This window comes from uncultured Parasphingopyxis sp. (genome assembly GCF_937129435.1).
Taxonomy (GTDB): Bacteria; Pseudomonadota; Alphaproteobacteria; order Sphingomonadales; family Sphingomonadaceae; genus Parasphingopyxis.
On record NZ_CAKZNF010000036.1, the window covers coordinates 23,553 to 46,987 of the forward strand.

Annotated in this window: 25 protein-coding genes; 19 read left to right on the top strand and 6 right to left on the bottom strand. The window is 65.4% G+C overall.

Features of this window, described 5'->3' with window-relative positions; all coding sequences use genetic code 11:
* Nucleotides 1–89: 89 nt before the first annotated feature.
* The 10 genes from Q0139_RS07135 (at nucleotide 90) to Q0139_RS07180 (ending at nucleotide 8,733) form a co-directional block, all read left to right on the top strand.
* Nucleotides 90–1,001, top strand: coding sequence for an acyl-CoA thioesterase II (locus Q0139_RS07135; protein ID WP_298019545.1), 912 nt, complete (start codon nucleotides 90–92; stop codon nucleotides 999–1,001).
* Between the two features lie 10 nt (nucleotides 1,002–1,011).
* Nucleotides 1,012–2,262 carry an MFS transporter gene (locus Q0139_RS07140; RefSeq protein WP_298019547.1) on the top strand — a complete coding sequence of 417 codons (1,251 nt, stop codon included), beginning with the start codon at nucleotides 1,012–1,014 and terminating at the stop codon, nucleotides 2,260–2,262.
* A 131-nt stretch (nucleotides 2,263–2,393) separates the two neighbouring features.
* Nucleotides 2,394–2,996 (top strand): energy transducer TonB, encoded by a 603-nt coding sequence (locus tag Q0139_RS07145; protein WP_298019549.1) that lies wholly within the window; start codon nucleotides 2,394–2,396, stop codon nucleotides 2,994–2,996.
* Nucleotides 2,997–3,101: 105 nt separating this feature from the next.
* A complete protein-coding gene (locus tag Q0139_RS07150; protein ID WP_298019551.1) occupies nucleotides 3,102–3,545 on the top strand; it encodes a hypothetical protein in 444 nt (147 codons plus the stop codon).
* Between the two features lie 10 nt (nucleotides 3,546–3,555).
* Nucleotides 3,556–4,524: a bifunctional diaminohydroxyphosphoribosylaminopyrimidine deaminase/5-amino-6-(5-phosphoribosylamino)uracil reductase RibD gene (gene ribD / locus Q0139_RS07155; protein WP_298019598.1), complete on the top strand. Its 969-nt coding sequence runs from the start codon at nucleotides 3,556–3,558 to the stop codon at nucleotides 4,522–4,524.
* A gap of 173 nt (nucleotides 4,525–4,697) precedes the next feature.
* The gene (locus Q0139_RS07160) at nucleotides 4,698–5,723 is read left to right on the top strand and encodes a histidine kinase dimerization/phosphoacceptor domain -containing protein (protein WP_298019553.1); all 1,026 of its coding nucleotides are present in this window, start codon (nucleotides 4,698–4,700) and stop codon (nucleotides 5,721–5,723) included.
* Nucleotides 5,724–5,786: 63 nt separating this feature from the next.
* Nucleotides 5,787–6,404 (top strand): riboflavin synthase, encoded by a 618-nt coding sequence (locus tag Q0139_RS07165; protein WP_298019555.1) that lies wholly within the window; start codon nucleotides 5,787–5,789, stop codon nucleotides 6,402–6,404.
* Between the two features lie 56 nt (nucleotides 6,405–6,460).
* Complete coding sequence (gene ribB / locus Q0139_RS07170) at nucleotides 6,461–7,735, top strand: 3,4-dihydroxy-2-butanone-4-phosphate synthase (RefSeq protein ID WP_298019557.1); 1,275 nt, start codon at nucleotides 6,461–6,463, stop codon at nucleotides 7,733–7,735.
* Between the two features lie 136 nt (nucleotides 7,736–7,871).
* The gene (gene ribH, locus Q0139_RS07175; protein WP_298019559.1) at nucleotides 7,872–8,291 is read left to right on the top strand and encodes a 6,7-dimethyl-8-ribityllumazine synthase; all 420 of its coding nucleotides are present in this window, start codon (nucleotides 7,872–7,874) and stop codon (nucleotides 8,289–8,291) included.
* 4 nt (nucleotides 8,292–8,295) lie between these two features.
* A complete protein-coding gene (locus Q0139_RS07180) occupies nucleotides 8,296–8,733 on the top strand; it encodes a hypothetical protein (RefSeq protein WP_298019561.1) in 438 nt (145 codons plus the stop codon).
* 70 nt (nucleotides 8,734–8,803) lie between these two features.
* Here the strand turns inward: Q0139_RS07180 and Q0139_RS07185 are convergent, their stop codons facing one another.
* A complete protein-coding gene (locus Q0139_RS07185) occupies nucleotides 8,804–9,922 on the bottom strand; it encodes an alkene reductase (protein ID WP_298019563.1) in 1,119 nt (372 codons plus the stop codon).
* A 145-nt stretch (nucleotides 9,923–10,067) separates the two neighbouring features.
* Here Q0139_RS07185 and Q0139_RS07190 point away from each other — a divergent pair, with 145 nt between their 5' ends.
* The 4 genes from Q0139_RS07190 to Q0139_RS07205 all read left to right on the top strand — a co-directional run bounded on the left by Q0139_RS07190 (nucleotide 10,068) and on the right by Q0139_RS07205 (nucleotide 13,174).
* Nucleotides 10,068–10,736 (top strand): COQ9 family protein, encoded by a 669-nt coding sequence (locus Q0139_RS07190; protein WP_298019565.1) that lies wholly within the window; start codon nucleotides 10,068–10,070, stop codon nucleotides 10,734–10,736.
* A gap of 1 nt (nucleotide 10,737) precedes the next feature.
* On the top strand, nucleotides 10,738–11,760 hold the full coding sequence (locus Q0139_RS07195) for an LLM class flavin-dependent oxidoreductase (protein WP_298019567.1): 1,023 nt from the start codon (nucleotides 10,738–10,740) through the stop codon (nucleotides 11,758–11,760).
* A 201-nt stretch (nucleotides 11,761–11,961) separates the two neighbouring features.
* Nucleotides 11,962–12,408 carry a peptidylprolyl isomerase gene (locus Q0139_RS07200; protein ID WP_298019569.1) on the top strand — a complete coding sequence of 149 codons (447 nt, stop codon included), beginning with the start codon at nucleotides 11,962–11,964 and terminating at the stop codon, nucleotides 12,406–12,408.
* Nucleotides 12,409–12,412: 4 nt separating this feature from the next.
* Complete coding sequence (locus Q0139_RS07205) at nucleotides 12,413–13,174, top strand: SDR family oxidoreductase (protein ID WP_298019571.1); 762 nt, start codon at nucleotides 12,413–12,415, stop codon at nucleotides 13,172–13,174.
* On the opposite strand, the gene Q0139_RS07210 is transcribed toward Q0139_RS07205, so the two are convergent.
* Nucleotides 13,155–14,081, bottom strand: a complete 927-nt coding sequence (locus Q0139_RS07210; protein ID WP_298019573.1) for a LysR substrate-binding domain-containing protein — start codon at nucleotides 14,079–14,081, stop codon at nucleotides 13,155–13,157. The genes Q0139_RS07205 and Q0139_RS07210 overlap by 20 nt on opposite strands.
* A gap of 335 nt (nucleotides 14,082–14,416) precedes the next feature.
* On the opposite strand from Q0139_RS07210, the gene Q0139_RS07215 reads away from it, so the two are divergent.
* The 4 genes from Q0139_RS07215 to Q0139_RS07230 all read left to right on the top strand — a co-directional run bounded on the left by Q0139_RS07215 (nucleotide 14,417) and on the right by Q0139_RS07230 (nucleotide 19,181).
* A complete protein-coding gene (locus Q0139_RS07215) occupies nucleotides 14,417–16,735 on the top strand; it encodes a CDC48 family AAA ATPase (protein WP_298019575.1) in 2,319 nt (772 codons plus the stop codon).
* A 32-nt stretch (nucleotides 16,736–16,767) separates the two neighbouring features.
* Nucleotides 16,768–17,556, top strand: a complete 789-nt coding sequence (locus Q0139_RS07220; protein ID WP_298019577.1) for a hypothetical protein — start codon at nucleotides 16,768–16,770, stop codon at nucleotides 17,554–17,556.
* Between the two features lie 276 nt (nucleotides 17,557–17,832).
* Nucleotides 17,833–18,825, top strand: coding sequence for an HWE histidine kinase domain-containing protein (locus Q0139_RS07225; protein WP_298019579.1), 993 nt, complete (start codon nucleotides 17,833–17,835; stop codon nucleotides 18,823–18,825).
* Nucleotides 18,822–19,181 carry a response regulator gene (locus Q0139_RS07230; protein ID WP_298019581.1) on the top strand — a complete coding sequence of 120 codons (360 nt, stop codon included), beginning with the start codon at nucleotides 18,822–18,824 and terminating at the stop codon, nucleotides 19,179–19,181. Before Q0139_RS07225 ends, Q0139_RS07230 begins: the two co-directional genes overlap by 4 nt.
* A gap of 3 nt (nucleotides 19,182–19,184) precedes the next feature.
* Here the strand turns inward: Q0139_RS07230 and Q0139_RS07235 are convergent, their stop codons facing one another.
* Genes Q0139_RS07235 through Q0139_RS07250 form a run of 4 tightly spaced genes read right to left on the bottom strand, consistent with a single transcriptional unit; the run spans nucleotide 19,185 to nucleotide 22,600 of the window.
* Nucleotides 19,185–19,874, bottom strand: a complete 690-nt coding sequence (locus Q0139_RS07235) for a nitroreductase (protein WP_298019583.1) — start codon at nucleotides 19,872–19,874, stop codon at nucleotides 19,185–19,187.
* On the bottom strand, nucleotides 19,871–20,482 hold the full coding sequence (locus tag Q0139_RS07240) for a 2-hydroxychromene-2-carboxylate isomerase (RefSeq protein WP_298019585.1): 612 nt from the start codon (nucleotides 20,480–20,482) through the stop codon (nucleotides 19,871–19,873). Before Q0139_RS07240 ends, Q0139_RS07235 begins: the two co-directional genes overlap by 4 nt.
* A gap of 10 nt (nucleotides 20,483–20,492) precedes the next feature.
* The gene (locus Q0139_RS07245; protein WP_298019587.1) at nucleotides 20,493–21,224 is read right to left on the bottom strand and encodes an SDR family oxidoreductase; all 732 of its coding nucleotides are present in this window, start codon (nucleotides 21,222–21,224) and stop codon (nucleotides 20,493–20,495) included.
* On the bottom strand, nucleotides 21,221–22,600 hold the full coding sequence (locus tag Q0139_RS07250; protein WP_298019589.1) for an MFS transporter: 1,380 nt from the start codon (nucleotides 22,598–22,600) through the stop codon (nucleotides 21,221–21,223). Before Q0139_RS07250 ends, Q0139_RS07245 begins: the two co-directional genes overlap by 4 nt.
* A 103-nt stretch (nucleotides 22,601–22,703) precedes the next feature.
* On the opposite strand from Q0139_RS07250, the gene Q0139_RS07255 reads away from it, so the two are divergent.
* On the top strand, nucleotides 22,704–23,318 hold the full coding sequence (locus Q0139_RS07255; protein ID WP_298019591.1) for a class I SAM-dependent methyltransferase: 615 nt from the start codon (nucleotides 22,704–22,706) through the stop codon (nucleotides 23,316–23,318).
* Nucleotides 23,319–23,435 lie beyond the last annotated feature (117 nt).

Here is a 23,435-nt window from a genome sequence, read left to right on the forward strand (position 1 = left end):
CATTCCACAACACTGCCGCCATCGCCAGCCCGTATATTGCGGACGATCCGCACGGCGCATAAGCGTGGGGCGGAAAAGGGGCAACGCCTATGGAAAAGGACGAAGACGCACTCGGCAAGGGGCTGAAGACGCCGGAGGAGCTCGTCGGCAAGCTCGTCGACCTGCTCGATATCGAGACGCTGGACGAGGATCTTTACCGTGGCCCGCGGCTGCCCGGCGGCGTCGGACGCGTGTTCGGCGGGCAGGTAATCGCGCAGGCGCTGGTCGCCGCCAACCGGTCGGCCGACGCCGATTTCTTCGCCCATTCGCTGCACGCCTATTTCATGCGGCCCGGCAATGAGGATTTCCCGATCATCTATCGCGTCGTCCGCGACCGCGACGGGCGCAGCTTCGCGACGCGGCGGATCATCGCGATGCAGAAGGGCAAGCCGATCTTCAACATGGCCGCCAATTTCCAGAAGGACGAGGACGGGCTGCACCACCAGTTCGCGATGCCCGAAGTCCCGCCGCCCGAGCAATTGACGACACGCGAGGATTATTGGCGCGACAATCTCGACAAGATCCCCGAGCAATTCCGCAAGCGCTTTCTCCGGCAGCGCGCGATCGAGTTCCGGCCGACCGAGCATCTCAAGCTGCCCGTGCCGGACAAGGGGCCACCCGAATCCGCCGCCTGGTTTCGCACGGTGGCGCCGCTTCCCGACGACCGGCGGCTGCACCAGGCCGTGCTCGCCTATGCATCGGATTCGATATTGCTCGGCACCTCGACCAAGCCGCACGGACTCGACCAGCTGTCGCACCCCAACCTGCAGATGGCGAGCCTCGATCACGCGCTCTGGTTGCACGAGGATTTCCGCGCCGACGACTGGCTGCTCTATGCGACCGATACGCCGTGGACCGGCCATGCGCGCGGCTTCAACCGGGGACAGGTTTTCACGCGTGACGGGCGGCTCGTCGCGAGCGTCGCGCAGGAAGGGTTGATGCGGCTGCGCGAGCCGTCCTAAGGCCGCCGCCGTGACGGTCGAAACAGAGCAGCACGGCGGACGGATCCGCGATCTCGGGGCGATCATCCTCGCGCTGACGCTCGTCCAGATGGCGGTTGCGGGTGTCGGGCTCTTCGTGCCGTTGCTGCTTGCCGCGCAGGGCGAATCGAGCTTCGTCATCGGCATCGTGACCGCCGCCTATATGCTCGGCTTCCTGGTCGGCGGCCGCCTCGCGCCGGGGCGGATCGGGCTGATCGGCCATATCCGCGCCTTCGTGCTGTTCGCCGCGCTGGCGGCGATCGGCTGTCTGCTCTTCCATCTCGCCGCCTCGGCGCTTTGGATCGCGCTGGTCGAGCTGCTGATCGGCTTCGGCGTCGCCTCGCTGTTCGCGACGGGCGAAAGCTGGATCGCCGATGCCGCGCCCGAGAACCGGCGGGGCCGCGTGATCAGCGCCTATTATCTCATCGCCAAGATCGGCGTGATGGCCGGGCCGATGGCGGTCTCGGCGACGACGGTGGAGACCGGCGGCGTCTACATGCTGCTCGCCGGGCTGTTCTGCCTCGCCATCCTGCCTGTGGCGGCGACCGAGCAGGTGCAGCCCGACCTGCCCTCGACCGAACCGTTCGGGATCGTCGCGCTGTGGCATGCGGCTCCGGCGGCGGTGCAGGCGGCGTTCGTCGCCGGGGTCGTCAACGGCGCCGTGCTGCAGCTCTATCCGCTCTATGTCGGCGCCGTGTTGCCGGAGAACGGCCTGTTCGCCATCGCCGCGTTCAATGCAGTGGCGCAGATCGGCGCGCTGGCGATGCAATGGCCGGCCGGCGTCGTCTCCGACCGGATCGACCGGCGCAAGGTGATCGGCCGGCTGGCGCTCGTTGGCGCGCTGGCATCGGGCGCATTGGCGATGTTCGGCGAGGAGCTGGGCCTCATCCCCGTGCTCGGCCTTGCCGCGCTCTGGGGCATGGGCAGCCTCACCTATTACGGCATCGCCGTCGCCCATGCCGCCGACCGGGCGGGACCGGGGCAGGCGGCCAAGGCGATCGCCGGGATGCTGATCATATGGGCATCGGGCGCGGTCGCGGGACCGATCGTGGCCGGGGCGCTGATGTCGGCGGCGCTGGACCCGGCCGGGCTGTTCTGGCTGTCCGCCGGCGCGCTCGGCCTGTTGGCCGGCGCCATGTTCGTGCGGCGCGTGACCGATCATGGCGCGCCGCCCGAAAAGGAACCTTTCGCCCCCGTTTCCGCAACCAGCGTCGGCTTCGCCGAAATCGATCCGCGGGTCTGACCCGCTCGATTCGGCGCTTCGGAAGCACGGCTTGTCCTTCTCCTCGAATTGGTATATTATAACATTACTGATGAGAGGAGGATGTCATGGCCAAATCGTTCACACCCACCCGGTACGGAAGGAAAAAGGGCATGAGCCCTGCCGGGATCGCCACGGTCGTCATATTGCACGGCGCAGCGATCACCGCCGTCGTGATGAGCAAATCGTATATCATCAATCCGTCCCAGACCCCGACCCAGGTCGAACTTATCGAGGTCGACGATCCCCCGCCGCCCACCATGCCCGAACAGCCGGTCGACCCCGAGCTGCCCGACGTGCCGGTGACGGTCACATCGGATCCGATTCCGCGGCAAGAGGTGCGGCCGCGTATCGAGCCTCCGATCACCTTCGACCCCGGCCCGCTGACCCGGCTCGATCCGCCGCCGCCCCCGCCGCCGCCGCCGCCGCGCGATCCAGTGGTCCGGCCGGCGCAGTTCGCCAACAACGCCGCGCTGCAGCCGCCCTATCCGCCGCGGCTGATCCGCCAGAATGTCGAAGGCAATGTCACGGTGCGCGTGCGGATCGGGGCGGACGGCCGGGTGACCGAAGTGCAGCGGGTTTCGGCCGATCATGAGCTGTTCTTCGAGGCGACCCGCGAGCACGCCCTGCGCCGCTGGCGCTTCACGCCGGAAACGCGCAACGGGCATCCCGTGGCAAGCTGGCAGACTCATACGGTGCAGTTCCGGATTTCGTGATTTGGTCAGACTCGACCTTGCGGTCGAGCGCCGCACCGGCCCGCTCAAATCCCAATCCCCTTTCGCTCGCCCGCAACCGCGCCTATCTTCGCTGCCATGATCAGGATGCCGCCCAAGCCCCGGGTTCTCTGGGACGATATCAAATCCTTCTTCTCGCGCGGGGAACGACATCACTGGATCGCGATCATTCCCGCGATGATGGTGCCGGCCGGAATCTTCTATCTTTTCGTGCTCGATGCCGAGACCAATATCGTCAGTGACGAGCCGGTGGTCATCTATGCCGAAAGCTGGCCGCTCGGCCGGACGGACGAGGAAATCATCGAACGCCAGCGCGAATTCGCGCTCGAGCGCAACGAGCAGATCGCGCTGCGCCGCCAGCGATTCCAGGAGGCGGCGGAAGCGCTGGGCGTCGAATATGACCGCGAGGCGGCGGCCGAGGCCGACCGGATCACCGAAGAGAACCGCCGCACGCTCCGCAGGGCGGAAGGCGAAGCCGCCGGCGCCGAAAATGCAGAGCCCGAAGCGGAGACCGATGCTGCCGGGCGCTGATGCGCGTTTCATGGATGCGGCGATCGCGCTGTCGCTGCGCGGGCGCGGACGTACGACGCCCAATCCCAATGTCGGTTGCCTGATCGTCAGGAACGGCACCGTGATCGGCCGCGGCTGGACGCAGCCGGGCGGCCGGCCGCATGCCGAGGCGACGGCGCTCGACAGCTGCGACGCACGCGGCGCCGACATCTACGTCACGCTCGAACCCTGTACGCACGAGAGCGAGCGCGGCCCGGCCTGCGCCGACCTGCTGATGGCAGCCGCACCGGCGCGAGTGATCGTCGCCGCATCCGATCCCGATCCGCGCACCAATGGCAAGGGGCTGGAGCGGCTCCGCGCTGCGGGGATCGCTGTGCATCAGGGCCTGCGCGAGGCCGAAGCGCGCCGCGCCATGGCGGGTTTCTTCGCACGGCAGGAGCAGGGCCGCCCGCATGTAACGCTGAAGATCGCGATGTCGCTCGACGGCCGCATCGCGCTGCCCGACGGGACGAGCCAGTGGATCACGGGGCCGGAAGCGCGGGCCCATGCCCATGTCGAACGCGCCGCCGTCGACATGATCGTCGTCGGGCGCGGCACGGCGGAGGCGGACCATCCCAGGCTCGACGTGCGGCTCACCGGCCTTGAGGATCGCCGCCCCAGGCGCGGCATCCTGACGCACGAACACAGCAATTATCAGCGCTTCGTGCTCAAGGCGGACCAGCCCGACTGGGTGCATCTGGCGGCACCGGAAGAGATCGCCCGCCTGGACGGCGTCGACCGCGTCCTGATCGAAGGCGGCGCCGGCGCGGCTGCGGCGTTCGTGGCGGCGGACCTCGTCGACCGCCTCCTCATCTACCGCGCGCCGATATTGATCGGCGAGGGGCTGCCGGCGCTCGGCGATATCGGGCTGGGAGACCTCGCCGCAGCGCATGGCCGATGGCAATCGGCCGGGAGCAGAGCGCTTGGCGCCGACAGGCTGGAGACCTTCGAGCGAACATAGCAACCCGCGCCAGCGTCACGCGGCCGGTAGCAAGCGCCTGAAATCAGGAATGAAATCATCGACTTTGCCCCGAAAAGCGCATAAGCCGGTCCCGATCAAAGGCACGGGTCCCTTTGGCCAGCGGAAAGGCGGTGTTTTGCTTTCCCGGATGTAGCCCGATTGAAAGGGCCGGTATGCAACGTCTCGCTCAATATGATGTCAGCCGCCAGTTTCTGACCCGCAAGGGCCAGATCGGGGCGCAATATATTTTCGGGTTGCTCTGCGCTGTGGCCATGGTCGGCTTGCGGACGATCATCGATCTGGGAGCGCCCACTTCGGGGCCGTTCGCGCTGATCTACCCCACCGTCTTGCTGGCAACGCTCTACGGACATTTGCGCGCGGGCATCACGGCCCTTGTGCTCACATTCCTCTGGGCCTGGTATTTCGTGCTCCCCGCGCCCGCCTCGTTCGCCTTTGTCGACCCCACGGATTCCGCGCGCGTTCTGCTGAACCTTTCATGTTGCATCGTGCTGATCATTTTCGCCGAAGCCTTTCGCCGGGTCGCGCACAGCACGGTCGAACAGGTTCGCGAAGCCGCGGACCGGCGGCTGACGCTGCTGGCGGAATTGGAGCACCGGACGAAGAACAATTTCGCGCTCGTCGCCAGCATGCTCGAAATCCAGAAGCACCGGCTCGCCGATCCGGCATTGCATCAGCCGCTCGACGACGCCGTGGGGCGGGTGCGGACCTTTGCCGAGGCCTATTCCAACCTTGACCTGGAACACGCCGGACAAAGCGAAGTCGCCATGGCCTCCTATCTAAACGTCCTGCTCGACCGGCTCGAGCAGGCAGCCGTGCCGGCAAATGTCGAATTGTACCGCGAGATCGAGGCCACGACCCTGCCGCGCGAAATCGCGGTCGCCATCGGCCTGTATCTCAACGAGGCGCTGTCCAATTGCCTCAAATATGCCTTTCCCGAAGGCCGCAAGGGGACGGTCGGCGTCTTCTTCCATGTCGGCGAGGATGGCTGGCGGCTGACGATCGACGATGACGGGATCGGCAAGGCATTGCCGTCCGACGCGGCGGGTGGCCTGGGATCGAGCCTCATGGTCGCCTTCGCGCAACAGGCCGGTGCGTCGCATAGTTCCGGACCGGCCGAGCGCGGCTATCGCGCCGAACTGACGACGCAGAAGACCCACGCCGAAGCCGCCGCGACCTAGCCCGGCAAGGGCCGCCCCCGCTTCCCCTTCGACAATCGCCCCGGCAGGCGATAAGGCACGCCCATGTTCACCGGAATCATCACCGATGTCGGTCGCATCCGCAAAAGCGACCAGCGCGGCGACCTCAGGCTCGAGATCGCCTGCAGCTACGATATCGACACGATCGATCTCGGCGCGTCGATCGCCTGTTCGGGCGTCTGCCTGACCGTCGTCGACAAGGGCATCGACGAGCAGGGTCGCGGGTGGTTCGCGGTCGACCTTTCGGCAGAGACGGTCTCGCGGACCGCGCAGGGCCATTGGAATGCTGGGTGCCCGCTCAACCTCGAACGCGCACTCAAGGTCGGCGACGAACTCGGCGGGCATATCGTCACCGGCCATGTCGACGGTATCGGCGAGGTGGTCTCGGTGACGCCATCGGGCGATTCGACGGTCGTTACGATTCGCGCGCCCGCAGCGCTCGCCCCCTTTATTGCAGCCAAGGGATCGATCGCGCTCGATGGGGTTTCGCTGACTGTGAATACCGTCGAAGACGGCGCCGGCACTGTCGGTTTTACCGTGAACCTGATCCCTCACACCGCCGAGGTGACCACTTTTGCCAAGATCGCCGAAGGCAATGCCGTCAACATCGAAATCGACACGATGGCGCGCTACCTGCAGCGGATGACCGAAGTCGCTCGCTGATATTGAAATGTGATCGGGGCTTGCAGTATCACATTTCAGTGTGATAATATGGCGTCATGTCTACGCCTCTGATCGAAAATGTCCGCAGCCTCGTCACCTCCGGAGAGGTTACCAAGGCCGGGCTCGCCAAGGCCGCCGGGCTCCACCCCAACACGCTCCGCAGCATGGACGAGGAGGACTGGAACCCGACCGCCGAAACGCTCCGCAAACTCGAAACCTATCTCGTCACCGGCGGCGGCGAGGCGCTCGCCAGCCCGGAAGAGATCATCGAGGCGGCGCGCAACGGCCGCATGTTCATCCTCGTCGACGACGAGGATCGCGAGAATGAAGGCGACCTCGTCATTCCCGCGCAGATGGCGACGCCCGATGCGATCAACTTCATGGCCAAGCACGGACGCGGGTTGATCTGCCTGTCGCTGACGCGGACGCGCGCCGAACAGCTCGGCCTCGATCCGATGACGCGCAACAACCGCGAAAGCATGGGTACCGCCTTCACCGTCTCGATCGAGGCGGCCGAGGGCGTCACCACCGGCATTTCGGCGGCCGACCGCGCGCGGACGATCTCGGTCGCGATCGACGGCTCCAAGGGACCGGAGGATATCGTCTCGCCGGGGCATATCTTCCCGCTGATGGCGCGCGACGGCGGCGTGCTCGTGCGCGCGGGCCATACCGAGGCGGCGGTCGACATCTCGCGCCTTGCCGGGCTCAACCCCTCGGGCGTCATCTGCGAGATCATGAACGAGGACGGCACGATGGCGCGGATGGGCGACCTCCTCGCCTTCGCGCAGCTCCACAACCTCAAGATCGGCACGATCCGCGACCTGATCGCCTATCGCCGCAAGCACGACCATCTCGTCGAGAAACAGGCCGAGGCGCCGTTCACCAGCCGCTGGGGCGGCGACTGGAAGGCGATGACCTTCTTCAACACGGCGACGGGGACCGAACAGGTGGCGCTGGTCAAGGGGCATATCGATCCCGACAAGCCAACGCTCGTCCGCATGCACGCGCTGTCCGCCTTTACCGATGTGTTCGGCGAAGAGAGCGAGCGCGGGCAGATGCTGTCGCGCTCGATGGAGATCATCGGCGAGGAAGGCGCCGGCGTCGTCGTCGTCATCAACCGGTCGATGCAGGGTGCGTTTACGAAGGCGCTGCAACTGAAGACCGGCGCGGCGTCGCGCGACATGGAGGAGCTGCGCGATTACGGCGTCGGCGCACAGATCCTGACCGAGCTCGGCGTCGAAGAGATGATCCTGCTGACCAACACGCATCACAGCCTGGTCGGCCTCGACGCCTATGGCCTGTCGATCGTCGACGAACGGCCGATCGAATAGGTACGATACAATAGATCGTCATTGCGAGGAGCGAATCGGCGCGGCAATCGAGAGCAACTTGCCCTGAGCAACGTGCGGTGCGCCATGAAGCTCTGGATTGCTTCGCTTTGCTCGCAATGGCGGGTAGGAGAACATCATGGCAAATTTCCTGATCGTCGAAGCGCGGTTTTACGACCGGTTTAATGACTGGCTGATCGAAGGCGCAATCGCCGCGCTCGAGGCGGCGGGGCACCGGCATGCGGTGATCACCGTGCCCGGTGCGCTGGAGATTCCGGGCACGGTCGCGATGGCAGCCGAAACCGGGCGCTATGACGGCTTCGTCGCAATCGGCGTCGTCATCCGCGGCGAGACCTATCATTTCGAAATCGTCGCCGGCGAAAGTGCGCGCGGACTGATGGCGCTGTCGATGGACGGCGTTCCGATCGGCAACGGTATCCTGACCGTCGAAAACGAAGCGCAGGCCGAAGTGCGCGCCCGGCCCGACGCCAAGAACAAGGGCGGCGAGGCGGCCAAGGCCGCGATCGCGATGTTCGACCTGAAACAGCAATTGAGCTGACCGGGTGGAGCCGCCGCCTTCCCGCTACAGCGTGATCGAGAAGGACCGGCGGCTATTCGTATTCGACCGCGGCGAACCAGTGATGACGCTGGTCCACCACGCTCATCCCGGTGAGACGCCGGGAAAGCGGCGCGAACGGGCGAAGGCCGAGCGCAAGGCCCGGACAAACGCGCCCGGACTGCCGCAGGCGCGGGCAGCGGCAAAGCGACCGGAGCGCCGCTCTAAACCCGCCACGTCAACGAACGGGCCGGCCAGCAACAAGGCCGCGGGCCGCCTGATCGGCAGCATCGCGGCGTTCAGCGTACTCATTTTCCTGTTCTGGCCACTCTTGCTGCCGCTACTGTTCATCGGCGCCGTTGCGCTTGGCGTTTTGCAGAACCAGGGGCAATCCGCGCACAAAAGGGTGCTGGGCGCCTGGTGGCGCTGGGTGAGTGCCGAATAGGGATAGATCAAATAGCGCGGCGTAACGTGATCTTGCCAGGCTTTAAGTGTCCAGCGACAAACTAACCGCCCTACTCCGCCGCGACATTCTCCTCGGCGACCGGATAGTCGACATAGCCTTCGGGGCCGTTCGAATACCAGGTTGGCGAAAAATCCCACGGCCCCTTGCCCTCGGCCACGCCGTTGAGCGGGATATCCTCACGGAAACGCCGGACGAGATCGGGGTTGGAGATAAAGGGCCGACCATAGCTGATCGCATCGGCGATCCCGCTGTCGAGCGCCGCCTGCCCGCTTTCCTTCGTATAGTCGGAATTGAGGACGAGCGGCGCTTTGAAGACCTTGCGGATTTCGGGCGAGAGCTTGGGAACGTCGGTGTTCCCGAACGTGCCTTCGGGCCCCGGTTCGCGCAGCTCGAGAAAGGCAATGCCGACATCGGCAAGCTTTTGCGCGGCGAGCGGGAAGACGCTGCCCGGGTCGCTATCGTTCGTGCCCTGCGAATCGCCATTGGGCGAGAGGCGCACGGCCGTCCGGTCGGCGCCGGCTTCTTCGGCAACGGCCTGCGCCACTTCATGCAGCAGGCGTGTGCGATTGTCGGGCGATCCGCCATATTCGTCGTCGCGCAGGTTGGTGCCGTCGCGCAGGAACTGGTCGATCAGATAGCCGTTCGCGGCATGGATCTGGACGCCGTCGAAGCCGGCCGCCATCGCGTTCGCCGTGGCCTTGCGATAGTCGTCGAGCAGGCCGGGCACTTCCTCCACGGCAAGCGCGCGCGCCTCGACATAGGGCTTCTTGCCAGTCGGCGTATAGGCTTCGCCCGGGGCCGTCGTCGCAGAAGCGGAGATCGGCTTTTCGCCGTCCAGGAAATCGGAATGGACGATCCGGCCCATGTGCCAGAGCTGCAGGATGATCCGGCCGCCATTGTCGTGCACGGCCTTGGTCGCGAGCTTCCAGCCTTCGGTCTGCTCCTCGCTCCATACGCCCGGCGCAGCAGGCCAGCCCAGGCCCTGTACGCTGATCCCCGTCGCCTCGGCGATGATCAGGCCCGCGCCCGCGCGCTGGCCGTAATATTCGGCCTTCATTTCGGTCGGCACGAAGCCCGGCGCGGCGCGGCCGCGCGTCAGCGGCGCCATCAGGATGCGGTTGGGCGCGTCGATGGCGCCGAGCTGGATGGGATCGAAGAGCGAAGGCATGCGATAAAGGCTCCTGCTAAATGGTCTGCGGCAAGACATAGCCAAAAGGTTTCAATTCGCCACCCCTTGTGCCCAAAGCAATTCTTCGCGGGGCCAAAGCCGCGTCGCGCTTGGCCCCGGCGCGCCCCGTGCCTATGTTGCTGCCATGGCCGAAACGCTCTCCCTCGAAGATCTGACGCTGGACGAGCTGCGCGTCTGGCTTGCCCCCGTCATCCCGATCCATGCGGCGTTCGACGGCTGGACGGACGATGCGCTTGCCCGCGCCGCCGAACAGGAGGGCGCCGATCCCGAAATCGCGGCGCTCGCCTTTCCGGGCGGCGCGACCGACATGATCGCCGCCTGGTTCGCCCATGTCGACACGGCGATGACCGAGCGGCTCGAGAGCGCGGAATTCGATGCGCAGCCCGTGCACAAGAAGATCCGGGCCGCGGTGCTAGAACGGATCGCCATCGTGCGGCCGAACAAGGAAGCGGTACGCCGCGCGCTCGCCATCCTCGCGATGCCGCAAAACGCCCCGCTGACCGCCAAGCTCAACTGGCGCTCGGCCGATGCGATGTGGCGGCTCGCGGGCGACACGGCGACCGATTTCAATCATTACAGCAAGCGCGCGATTCTGACCGGGGTCTACGCCTCGGCGATCCTCGCCTGGCTCGACGATGAGAGCGAGGGCGAGGCCGAGACGGTCGCCTTCCTCGACCGGCGCCTCAAAAATGTCGCCGATTTCGAGAAGCTGAAATCCAAATTCACAGGCGATCCCGACCGGCGGTTCAGCGTGTCGCGCTTCCTCGGGCGGCTGCGCTATCCGGGGCGTTGAGATGAGCTACCGGCTCTCCGTTCTCGACCAGTCGCCGGTCGCCGAGGGCAGCGATGCATCGGCGGCGATCCGCAACACGCTGGAGCTCGCGCGCACCTGCGACAGCCTCGCCTTCGATCGCTACTGGATCGCCGAGCACCATGCGAGCCCGGCGCTGGCCGGGGCCGCGCCCGAAGCGCTGATCGGCCCGATCGCGCAGGCGACCACGCGGATCCGCGTCGGTTCGGGCGGGATCATGCTGCCGCATTATTCGCCGTTCAAGGTTGCCGAGACCTTTGCTCTGCTCAGCGCGCTCGCACCCAACCGGATCGACCTCGGCCTGGGCCGCGCGCCGGGCGGCGACATGCGGACTTCGCTGGCGCTGCAGCGCGACCGCAGCCGGCGGATGCCGCATGACGATTTCCCGAACAACCTTGCCGAGCTGCTCGGCTACTTTGAGGGCACAATCCCCGAGGATCACGCCTTCGCGCCGCTCGCCGATACGCTGCCTTCGGGCGGAGGGACACCCGAGGTGTGGATGCTCGGATCGTCGATGGATTCCGCGCTCTGGGCCGCCGAAGCGGGCCTGCCCTATTGTTTTGCCGATTTCATCAATCGCGACGGCGCGGACATGGCGAAAGCCTATCGCGACCGGTTCAAGCCGTCCGTCCGGCTCGCCGAGCCGCATGTGATGGTCGCGAGCTGGGCGATCGCCGCCGAAACGACCGAGCAGGCGGAAGCGCTTGGCAAGCCCGCCGCGATGCTCGGCGCGCTGCTGATGCGCAACGTGCTGATTCCGGTGCCGAGCGTCGAGACGGCGCGCGAATGGCTCGAGGCCAATCCCGCCGCGCTGAACGCCCGCCGCCGCCGCGCGATTCTCGGCACGCCCGAAGAGGTGCATGCCGGCGTCGACGCGGTCGCCACCGAATATGGCGCCGACGAAATGATGCTCGTCAACATCATGTCCGATCATGAAGCGCGGCTCGAAAGCTATCGCCTCGTCGCGCGGGAATACGGGCTGGCCGAACGGGCCGAGGCTGCCTAGCATTTGTTCCTCCCCGGCACGGTGGCAGCCCACGGGGCTGACGGAGGGGGCTATCCGCGCAGCGCAACGGTTGTGGCGATCCCCCTCCACCGCCTTCGGCGGTTCCCCTCCCCGTACCGGGGAGGAATTGTCACTGGCCGAATGCTTCGCCGTTTCCTAGATACGCGCCACGTGACCAACGAAACGAAAGCAGGATTTCCCATGGCCGATACGCTGACCCTGACGCTGCCCGCCGGCGACGTCGTCATCAAGCTCCGCCCCGACCTCGCGCCGAACCATGTCGCGCGCATCACCGAACTCGCCGAAGAAGGTTTTTACGACGGGGTGAAGTTCCACCGCGTCATCCCCGGCTTCATGGCGCAGGGCGGCGATCCGACCGGCACCGGGATGCACGGGTCGGACAAGCCGAACCTGAAACAGGAATTCAACAGCGAGCCGCATGTGCGCGGCACGTGTTCAATGGCGCGGGCGCAAGATCCCGACAGCGCGAACAGCCAGTTCTTCATCTGCTTCGACAATGCCGAGTTCCTCGATGGCCAGTACACGGTCTGGGGCCAGGTCACCGAGGGCATGGAGCACGTCGATGCGCTGCCCAAGGGCGAGCCGCCCGCCGATCCCGGCGTGATCGAGGCCGCCAAGGTCGGCTGACCCCATGACCGGGCCGGTCACTTTGGTCACCGGCGCGTCGAGCGGGCTGGGCGAGCTGTTTGCCCGGGCCTGCGCGGCGCGCGGCGACCGGGTCGCGCTCGTTGCGCGGCGGCAGAACGAACTGAAGAAGCTCGCCAAGGAGCTGGGCGGCGACACGATCGTGCTCGGCGAGGATCTGAGCGACTATGACGCCGCCGAAGCGGTGATGGCCGAGATCGAGGATCGGGACTGCTTCGTGCAGACGCTGATCAACAATGCCGGCTTCGGGCTGCACGGCCCGTTCGAGGACATCGCGCTCGGCGACCAGGTCGACATGGTGCAGGTGAACATCACCGCGCTTCTCGACCTTACCCACCGCGCCGTGCCGTGGATGAAGGCCAATGGCGGCGGCTATATCCTCAACGTCGCCTCGACGGCCGCCTTCCAGGCCGGGCCGATGATGGCGACCTATTACGCGACCAAGGCGTTTGTGCTTTCGCTGACCGAAGCGCTGCATGAAGAGCTTGCCCCGCACAATATCCATGTGACGGCGCTATGCCCCGGTGCGACGAAGACCGAATTCGCCCATCAGGCGGGGATGGAAGAGACGACGCTCTTCAAGCGCTTTGCCGGCGATCCCGAATCGGTCGTGGCGGCGGGGCTGAACGGGCTGGCGAAGAACAAGGCCGTCGTCATACCCGGCTTCGTCAACAAGGCGATGGTGCAGGGGACGCGCCTGACGCCGCGCAGCGTCAACCGCGAGATCGTCAAGCTGCTTCAGGGATAGGACGCGCGCCATCCTTGACCGCCGTCTGGCGGCAAACATTCGCGAACAGCCAGTCGTGGAACAGCCGCACCGGTTTCGTCTGAAGCGCCGAGGGGCGGCAGGAAAACCAGTAGCTGTAGGCGCTTTCGACATCGTGATTGAACAGGCGCGTCAGGCGATCGTCATGCGCGTCCTGAAGATGCGAATCGAGCATGAAGGCGACGCCCAGACCCTGTGCCGCCGCGTCGAGCATGAGCTGGCCCGAATCGAAATGGTCCTCGGTCCCGGGCTGCAGGTCGGACAGGCCGATAGCCTTCGCCCAGTGGCGGAAGGTCTCGGGCATGTCGCGATGGAGCAGGATCGTCAGATCGGAAAGCTGGCGCGGATCGGTGATCGGCTTGCCATTCGCCAGCAGCTCCTTCGACGCGATGGGCGCGATGATATTGTGGTCGATCTTGCGGGCATAAAGCGCCGGATCGATCGACTGGGCGAGCGTGATCGCCGCGTCGAGCCCGTCGCCGAGCCGGCTTGTGCCATGGGCGGCGGTATCGATGTCGATATGAAGATCGGGATGCTCTTCGCGCAGTTCCGGAAGCCTTCCGATCAACCGCTGCGACGCGAACAGCGGCAGCACGCCGAGCCGGAGGCGCATCAGATCCTGCGCGCCCGTCGTCGCCTCGATCGCGTTCGAAAGCTCGTCGATGGGTCCGGCGATCTTGGCGAGCAGCGACTCGCCGTCGGCGGTCAACACCATGGCGTGGTGGCGCCGTTCGAAGAGCTGGCGATCGAGAAACCGTTCCAACGTCTGAACCCGGCGGCTGAGCGCAGGCGAGGACAGCGACAATTCGCCGGCCGCGGCCTTGACCGAGCCGAGACGCGCCACCTGGACAAAGGCCTCGATAGCCGAAAGAGGAGGCAATCTGCGCATAATTCTCACCCGCAAGATAATCGATAATTGTGCACCGCACAACCTGACTTTGCGCGACCTATGGCCAGAATGGCTATTTCCGAGGCCCATTTCTACCCTTAGGTTGCATAAAACGCAATCGACATCGCGCTTTTCGCACTTGCACAAAAACTTTGTGCACTGCATCTAGGGCGGGCCTTACAGGCATCCTCTCCTAAACTTTCAGGGCCGGTCCTCCCTCTCTCTGGACCGGCCCTATTTTTTTGCCCGCATTCCGCGAACGGCCCAAAGACGGTTCGCATTGGCGGCGTCGGCACCTATGTACAGCATTCCGATAGAACGAACGGAGTGCCCGCATGGCAGACGCCGAAACCCTTCCCGCAAAAACCGACGGTCAGAAGCTGCAGGTGGCCAATAGCCGCCCCGAAGATTCGGGCCGCGGCCTGGCGCGCATGTCGCGCGAGACGATGAACGCGCTTGGGCTGAACGAAGGCGATGTCGTCACGATCACGGGCAAGCGGACGACGCCCGCGCGCGCCGTGCTCCCCTATCGCGAGGATGAGGGGCTTTCGATCCTGCGTATCGACGGCCTGCAACGCGCAAATGCGGGCGCGGGCTCGGGCGACTTCGTGACCGTGGCCAAGGCCGAATCGCAACCGGCCAAGAAAGTCGTCTTCGCGCCGGCACAGCAGAATGTCCGGCTGCACGGCAATTCGCAGGCGCTCAAACGCTCCTTCGGCATGAAACCGCTGACCGAGGGCGATGTCGTCGCCACGGCAGGGCAGCAGCGCGTCGAGACCGGCGACATGCCGCCGCAGCTTCGCCAGATGATGAACGCGCCGGCCTATGCACTGCAGCAGATCCGCCTCGTCGTCGCGCAGACCAGTCCCAAGGGCATCGTCCATATCGACGCCAATACCGAGGTCGAGCTGAAGGCCGAATATACCGAGCCCGCCGAAGCACGGCGCGCCGACGTGACCTATGACGATCTGGGCGGCCTTGTCGGCACGATCGACCAGGTGCGCGAGATGGTCGAATTGCCGCTGCGCTATCCCGAACTGTTCCAGCGGCTCGGCGTCGAACCGCCCAAGGGCGTGCTGCTCCACGGCCCGCCCGGCACCGGCAAGACGCTGCTCGCCCGCGCCGTCGCGAATGAGAGCGACGCCGAATTCTTCCTAATCAACGGCCCCGAAATCATGGGATCGGCCTATGGCGAATCGGAGAAGAAGCTGCGCGAGGTGTTCGAGGCGGCAACGAAGGCCCAGCCTTCGATCGTCTTCATCGACGAGATCGATTCGATCGCGCCGAAACGCGACAAGGTCTCGGGCGAGACAGAGAAGCGTCTCGTCGCGCAGCTGCTGACGCTGATGGACGGGCTGCAAGGCCGCTCCAACCTCGTCGTCATCGCCGCGACCAACCGGCCCGAGGCGATCGACGAGGCGCTGCGCCGTCCCGGCCGCTTCGACCGCGAGATCATCATCGGCGTGCCCGACGAAGCGGGCCGGCGCGAGATCCTGGGCATCCATACGCGCGGCATGCCGCTGGCCGAGGACGTCCGGCTCTCCGAACTCGCAAAGCAGACCTATGGTTTTGTCGGCGCGGACATCGCGGCGCTGACCCGCGAGGCGGCGATCGAGGCGGTGCGGCAGATCATGCCGCAGCTTAATCTCGAAGAGCGCACGGTGCCCACCGAGGTGCTCGATGAGCTGCGCGTCACGCGCAGCGATTTCGAAGAAGCGATCAAGCGCGTTCAGCCGTCCGCCATGCGCGAAGTGATGGTGCAAGCGCCCAATGTCGGCTGGGACGATGTCGGCGGCCTCGACGAGGTGCAGAAGCGCCTCAAGGAAGGCGTCGAGCTGCCCCTGAAGGACCCCGACGCGTTCCGCCGCCTCGGCATCCGTCCGGCCAAGGGCTTCCTGCTCTACGGCCCGCCCGGCACCGGCAAGACGCTGCTCGCCAAGGCGACGGCGCATGAGGCGAACGCCAATTTCATCGCCACCAAATCCTCCGACCTGCTCTCCAAATGGTATGGCGAGAGCGAGCAGCAGATCGCGCGGCTCTTTGCGCGCGCACGGCAGGTGGCGCCGACCGTGATCTTCATCGATGAGCTCGACAGCCTCGTCCCCGCGCGCGGCGGCGGGCTGGGCGAACCGCAGGTGACCGAGCGCGTCGTCAACACGATCCTCGCCGAAATGGACGGGCTGGAAGAGCTGCAATCGGTCGTCGTCATCGGCGCGACCAACCGGCCGAACCTGATCGACCCGGCGTTATTGCGCCCCGGCCGGCTCGACGAGCTGATCTATGTGCCGGTACCCGAAGAAGGCGGCCGGCGCCGTATTCTTGCCATCCATACCGAACAGATGCCGCTCGCCGGCGATGTCGATCTCGACGATCTCGCCGAACGCACCGAGCGCTTCACGGGTGCCGATCTCGAAGACCTGACGCGCCGCGCCGGCATGTTCGCGCTGCGCGGCTCGATCGACGCGACCGAGGTGACGATGGCCGATTTCGAGCGCGCGCTCGACGAAACCCGCGCCAGCGTGACGAGCGAGATGGAGCGCGAATATGAGCAGATGGCCGCGAAGCTGAAACAAGATTCGCTCGCCATCGACCAGATCGGCTTCATCGCCCCCGGCATGCTGAAACCGCGCAACGAGGCCAAACACGAGGATTGACCTGAATGGTGTCACCGTAGAGTCTCTACGCCGTGGAGAACGCCAGACCGATCGTCTGGGCTAAACGCCTCAACATCGCGCTTTCGCTGGCGGGTCTGTCCGCTTTTCTGGCTCTCTTCATTTATGTCAGTGCCTTTCCGAACCAGTTCGATCGAACGGTTCGTACAATGGCACTCGCTGAGGTCGAGCGTCGCGTCGACGATCGGCTGAACGAGGTCGCGGATTCGCGGGCCACAGACCTCCTTGTCGGTGTCGCTGGCGCAATTTCACCCGAACTCGGTGATAAGGCCGACGAGTATCGGTCGATGTTGGCAATGGAAAGCGGTGACCTGATTGGACAGCTATTGATTGCCGCATGCCGGCTCGATTGTGAGAACCGGCAGGACGTACAGTCGCAGGTCGAAGAAATTTTTCGGTCGCAGTTTGGCCGATATCGTATCGCGCTCGATCGGCTGCAGACGATCGTGGTCGGCGAATATGACGAAGTGATGCAGGAATTTCGCGCCGATATCAGAACGGTTGCCTTGGCGAACATGTTCGCCTTTGCTTTTGCGCTAATCCTCGCTCTCGTGCGGACCCGCGCGGCACCGCACTTGCTGATCGTTTCGAGCCTCTTGAGCGTCAGCACGATTGCGATGTTCGCCTTGTATCTGTTCGGGCAGAACTGGGCGAGCACCATCATCTTCGGCGAATATTGGGGCTGGACCTATGCCGGCTGGCTCGCATTTCTCTGCGCCTTGCTGGCAGATATCGCGTTCAACAAGGCGAGGATCGTTACGGGAATCGGCAACGCAGCGGGAGGTGCCCTTTCCGCATGCTAAGCCTGAATCGAGCGGAAAACCCCACCAACCGTACCGCTTGGTCCAGCGCATCGCTTCGACACCGCCGCATTGGCGGGGGATTTCTCCTCGGGCCAAATCATGCCCACCCAAATCGTGATGGCGGCGAGCCGAGGGCGTGTCCAAAGCCCGCCCGGCCTGCCGTTGCAAGCATCAGCCACCGTGGCTCGCGCCGGGTGGCGATCCGTCTCGCAGTAAACGACATCTTAACCCTGTTACAGCAACAGTCGGCATCGGAAGCCATGATATGGGGTGGTGATGCTAGAGTGGAAATCCGCCGATTTCGTGCAGGACGGCACGTTCGAGAATGCTGCGGTGGGCATCGCCCATGTGGCGCTCGACGGCAGTTTTCTCCGCGTCAATCGCAAGCTGCAGGACATTGTCGGCTATGACCGGGATGAACTGCTGGCGCTTACCTTCGCCGATATCACCGTGGCCGAAGACCTGATCGCCGATCTCGACCGGTTCGAAGCGCTGAAGGCCGGTAAGATCGATAGCTACGAGATGGAAAAGCGCTATTACCGGCGCGACGGCGAGATCATCTGGGTGCTTTTGACCGTGGGGCTGCAAAAGGATGGCGAAGGCCGCCCGCTCTATTGCATCTCGGTGATCGAAGACATTACCGGCCGCAAGCGCGATCAGGACGCGCTGCAGACGCTGGTCCATGAGCTGAACCACCGGGTCAAGAACACGCTCTCGACGGTGCAGGCGCTCGCCCATCTGACCTTCGATCCCGAACGGCCGGTTGCCGAGACATTCAACCTGTTCTTCGATCGGCTGCAATCGCTTTCGGTCGCGCACGACCTGTTGACCGAAGAGAAATGGGCCGGTGCGGGCATCCGGCCGGTGATCGAGGCCGCGCTCGGGCCGTTCGATAGCTTTTCGAACGAGCGGCTGCGTCTGTCCGGCCCGAATTTCACCGTTGCGCCGCGAGTCGCGATTTCGACCGCCATGGCGATCAACGAACTGGCGACGAACAGCGTCAAATATGGTGCGCTTGCCAGCGAAGCCGGCATCGTCACGCTCGACTGGACCATGCAACCGGACGGGCGTTTCGATCTCGTCTGGCGGGAAAGCGGCGGCCCGGCTGTCGTTCCGCCAGTGCGGCAGGGATTCGGGACGAGTTTGCTCCAGCGCATTTTCCCCGGCGATCTCAAGGCCGACGCGGCGATCGACTATGCGCCGGAAGGCGTCGTCTACACGCTGCGCTCCGCCGATCCGGCGGGGTTGCGGCGAGGGGGCGACGCATGATCGAGTCGATCCTTTTCGTCGAGGACGAATTCTTCATTGCCGCGATGACCGAGCGCCAGCTCAAGGCGCTGGGAATCGCGACGATCGTCCATGCCGCGAATGTCGCCGAAGCGCTCGACGCGATCGAGCGCACGGATTTCGACTTCGCTTTGCTCGACGTCAATCTCGGCGAGGAGAACAGCTTCCCGATCGCCGACCGGCTTGCCGAGCGCGGCATCGCCCATGCCTTCATGACGGGGTATGACGCCAGCTTCCTCGAAGAGCGCGCCCGGGCGGCGCTGCTCCGCAAGCCGGTGCGAAGCAGCGAGCTGCGGTCGATTCTCGAAAAACAGGGACAGCGGAGCCGGGCGGCCTGAGGCTCAGTCCGGGAACCCCACGAAACGTGCGGTTTCCTCCAGCGGCTTGCGGTTCGACACCACCGCATTGGCCGGAAAATTCTCGTCGGGCCAGCCCATGGCGATGCAGATCATGATGACCTGATCGTCGGGGATGCCGGCATGTTCGCGCACCACGGGCGATTGCATGATGCCCTGCGAGTTGATGACGCAGCCCAACCCGCGCGACCAGGCGGCGTTGACGATGGCATTAGTGACGGCGCCGCAATCGAAAGGCGCGATGTCGCTGCCCAGGATCACGCGGTCGTACGTCACGACGATGCTGACCGGCGCGTCGAACTGGCGGAAGCCGCGCAGCACCCAGTCCTGCCGCCCTTCCTTGTCGTCGCGCTCGATGCCCATCGCGCCGAACAGCTGCTTGGCGATCTCGATCTGGCGGCCGCGATGTTCGTCGGGGACCTTGGTGAAGCTGCGAAATTCGCGGCTATCGGGCTTGCCAGCGAGGATGCCTTCGGTGTTGCCCTTGCGGATCGCGTCGAGCGGATCGCCTGTGACGACGGTGAAATTCCAGCACTGGTTGTTGAAGCTCGACGGCGCGCGCATCGCCAGTTCCAGCACCTCTTCGACCACGGCGCGGGGCACCGGCTTGTCGAGAAAGCCGCGGATGCTGCGGCGGCCGGCCACCACCTCGTCATAGGTCATCAATTCGGTCATGCGCTCTCCTGAAGCCATTCGTCGATCTGTTCGATCCGATCCTTGCCGAAGAACATTTCGCTGCCAATGAAAAAGGTCGGGATGCCGAAGGCGCCGCGCTCGACCGCCTCGGCCGTGTTCGCCGCCAGTTCGTCCTTCACCGCCTGATCCTGCGCCGCCTCGGCGAGCGCGGCACCGTCGAGCTCGGCGCGGTCGAGCACCGCGACGAAGACTTGCGCATCGTCCATCTTCTCACCGTCTTCCCACATCGCCTTCAGCACGGCATCGACATAGGCGGCCTCTTCGCCGCGATGCCGGGCCGCGACCATCGCGCGCATCGCCAGCAGCGTGTTGACCGGGAAATGCGGGTTCATCGCGAACCGCGTGAAGCCATGCTTCTCGATGAAGCGCCGCATCTCGAGCATCATATACTCGTTCTTCCCCTTGATCCCGGCATTGGCCATCATCGGCGCCTGGTTGCCCGTCGCCTTGAAGATGCCGCCGAGCAGGCAGGGGACGAGGTTGATCTCGGCGCCGTGCTTTCCGGCGACGTCGCGCAGCGGCGGCAGCGCCAGATAGGCGTTGGGGCTGCCGAAATCGAAGATGAAGTCGATGGTCTTGCCGGCCATTACGGATCTCCTACCAGCTTTCGCGCCAGGGGCGCAGGTCGAGCTCGTGCGTCCAGGCCGATCGCGGCTGGCGGTGGAGCATCAGGTAATTTTCGGCGATGTCTTCGGGTTTGAGGATCAGGTCCGTGTCGAGCAGTTCGCCGATATCGTCGACGCGCGACCGGGTGAACACGCCGTCGATCGCACCGTCGCAGACGATATGCGCGACATGGATGCCCTCGGGCCCCAGTTCGCGTGCCATCGACTGGGCGAGCGCGCGCAGCCCGTGCTTGGCCGCGGCGAAGGCGGCGAACCCTTCGCGGCCGCGCAGCGATGCAGTCGCGCCGGTGAAGAGGATGCTGCCCCTGCCGCGCGGCACCATCGCGCGCGCCGCCTCGCGTCCGGCCAGGAAGCCGGCGAAACATGCCATCTCCCAGACCTTGGTGAAGACGCGGGCCGTCGTGTCGCGGATGTCGAAGCGGACATTGGCGCCGATGTTGAAGACGGTGACGCCGATTGGTCCGATCTCGTTCTCGATCCGGTCGAACAGCGCGGCGGTCTCCTCCTCCGATCGCGCATCGACGCCGAAGGCATGCGCCTCGCCGCCATCGGCGCGAATGTCTTCGGCGAGCACCTCGAGCTGGTCGATATGCCGCGCCCGCCGCGTCAGGCAAACCGGGTGCCCTTCGGCCGCGAAGCGCCTCGCGACCGCGCCCCCCAGCCCGTCGCCCGCACCGATGACCAGGCAGATATCCTTGCTCATTCGTTCGACTCCTCTTCGGTCAGCCGGAAGACGGCCCAGATCGCCAGCAACAGGAACAGCCCGCCGACCAGCAGATAGGGCAGCAGCGGCGACAGGCCGTAGATCAGCACGCCGATCGCCGGTGCGGCGATGAAGGCCATGCCGTTGACCGACGCGACCATGCCGGCGACCTGCCCCTGTTCGCGCTGCCCCACGGCGAGCGAGGCGCCGGCGGTAAAGCCGGGACGGAACAGCCCGATACCGAGCGAGGCGACGGCGAAGGCGACGGTGATCGCATGCAGGCTCTGTGCAAAGGCGATCCACAGGCACCCCGCCGCGCCGAGCAGGAAGCCCCAGATGATCAACCGTTTCGGCGGCACTTTCAGTTGCGGGATCAGCCCCCATTGCGCGAGCAGCGTCGCGCCGGCGCCCGCCATCAGCACGATGCCGATCGCCTGCTGCGCCTCGTCGAGCGGGGCATGGATCCGGTCGATGACGAGAAAGCCGATGATGCCGAGCATCGCGGCATGGCCATGCCCGCCGGCCACGCCGATGGCGAGCCAGGGGAGGATGCGGCGATCCCGCCAGCGCAATCGCGGCGGTTCGCCCTCAAAATCGTCATCCTCCTCGTCATCGTCGCTCGGGCTGCTCGACCCGCCATAGCCGCCGATCGAAGGCTCGCTCGAAATGCCGCCCCGCGCGCGGTGCCGGGGCATGTCGTTCGGCAGCAGAAAGGCGACGGCGAACCAGACGACCGCACCCAGCAGCGCGAAGACGAGCAGCGGCCCCGCAAGCCCCACCACGGGCAGGATGAAGGCTGGCGCGATCGCCGGGCCGAGGATCGTACCGAGGCCGAAGGAGGAAGCGATGACCGACAGCGCGCTCGTCCGGTTCTCCCGATCGGTGCGGGCGGCGACATAGGCCTGTACGGCGGGCGGCGCGGCCGATCCGAACCCGCCGTAAAGGCTGCGCGCAAGGGCGAAGATGATGAAGGTGGTCGCGGGCAACAGCCAGCCGGCCAGTCCCGCGTAGAGGACCAGCCCGCAAATCGCCATCGACGAAATGAACCCGAACGTGCCGAGCAGCATCAGCGGCTTGCGCCCCCGCCGGTCCGACTGGCGCGCCCAATAGGGGGCGAGCAGCACCCAGAGCAAAGCCGACCATGTATAGGCGAGGCTGACCCAGAAATCGGGGATTTCAAGCGCCCGTCCGATCGTCGGCATCACCGATTGCATCGCCGTATTCCCGGCCGCCGCGATCAGCATCACCAGGAACAGCACCGCGAAGCGATCGCGCCGGATGCCGCCCGTCATCTCATCCATGGCGAGCCCCTGTCCGGGCATCCGGCCATTGGCGGGCGGTGAAGGGGAGGCGCGCGTCGCATGGATCGGTTTCATATCGATACTCTCCCCCCGCGCAAACCCGCTTCCGCCTTGCAAAGCCCCGACCATTCTGCGATTTGCGCGCCCGACCCCGCAATTAGCCCGAGGCCTCTCGCCCATGACCGACTCCGCCGCCAAAGCCGACAGCCGGCGTTCCGATGCCGCGCACGGGCCGGGGCCGCTGGCGCTGTTCTTCAAGGGCTTCGTCAAACACCCTGTGATGGTCGGTTCGATCATCCCGTCCTCGAAGAAGCTGATCGAGAAGATGCTGGCGAAATGCGACTGGCCGAACACGAAACTGTTCGTCGAATATGGCCCCGGTGTCGGCACCTTCTGCCAGACCGTGCTCGACAAGCTTCCCGACGATGCGACCTATGTCGCGATCGATACAAATCCCGATTTCATCGACTATCTGAAGCGCACCATCCCCGATCCGCGCTTCCATGCGGTGCTCGGATCGGCGGCGGATGTCGAACAGATCGTCAAGGACCACGGCCATGACAAGGCCGATTACGTCCTGTCCGGCCTCCCCTTCTCGACGCTGCCGCCGGGCGTCGGCGATGCCATCGGCCAGGCGACAGGCCGGGTCGTGCGCCCGGGCGGCGCGTTCCTGGTCTACCAGTTCTCGCCCAAATGCCGCGATTTCATCGAACCCAATTTCGACCGGCTCGAACGCGACCGCGAATGGTGGAACATCCCGCCCGCCGTGCTGTTCTGGGGCTGGCGGGAATAGGGTTATCAGACTCGATCTGACGGTCGACCGCCGCAGATTCTTTGTCAGACCTCGCCTACGGCTCGGCGCCGCACCAGCCCTCTCCCCCACCCGGCCTCCCATTCAGGATACTCACGT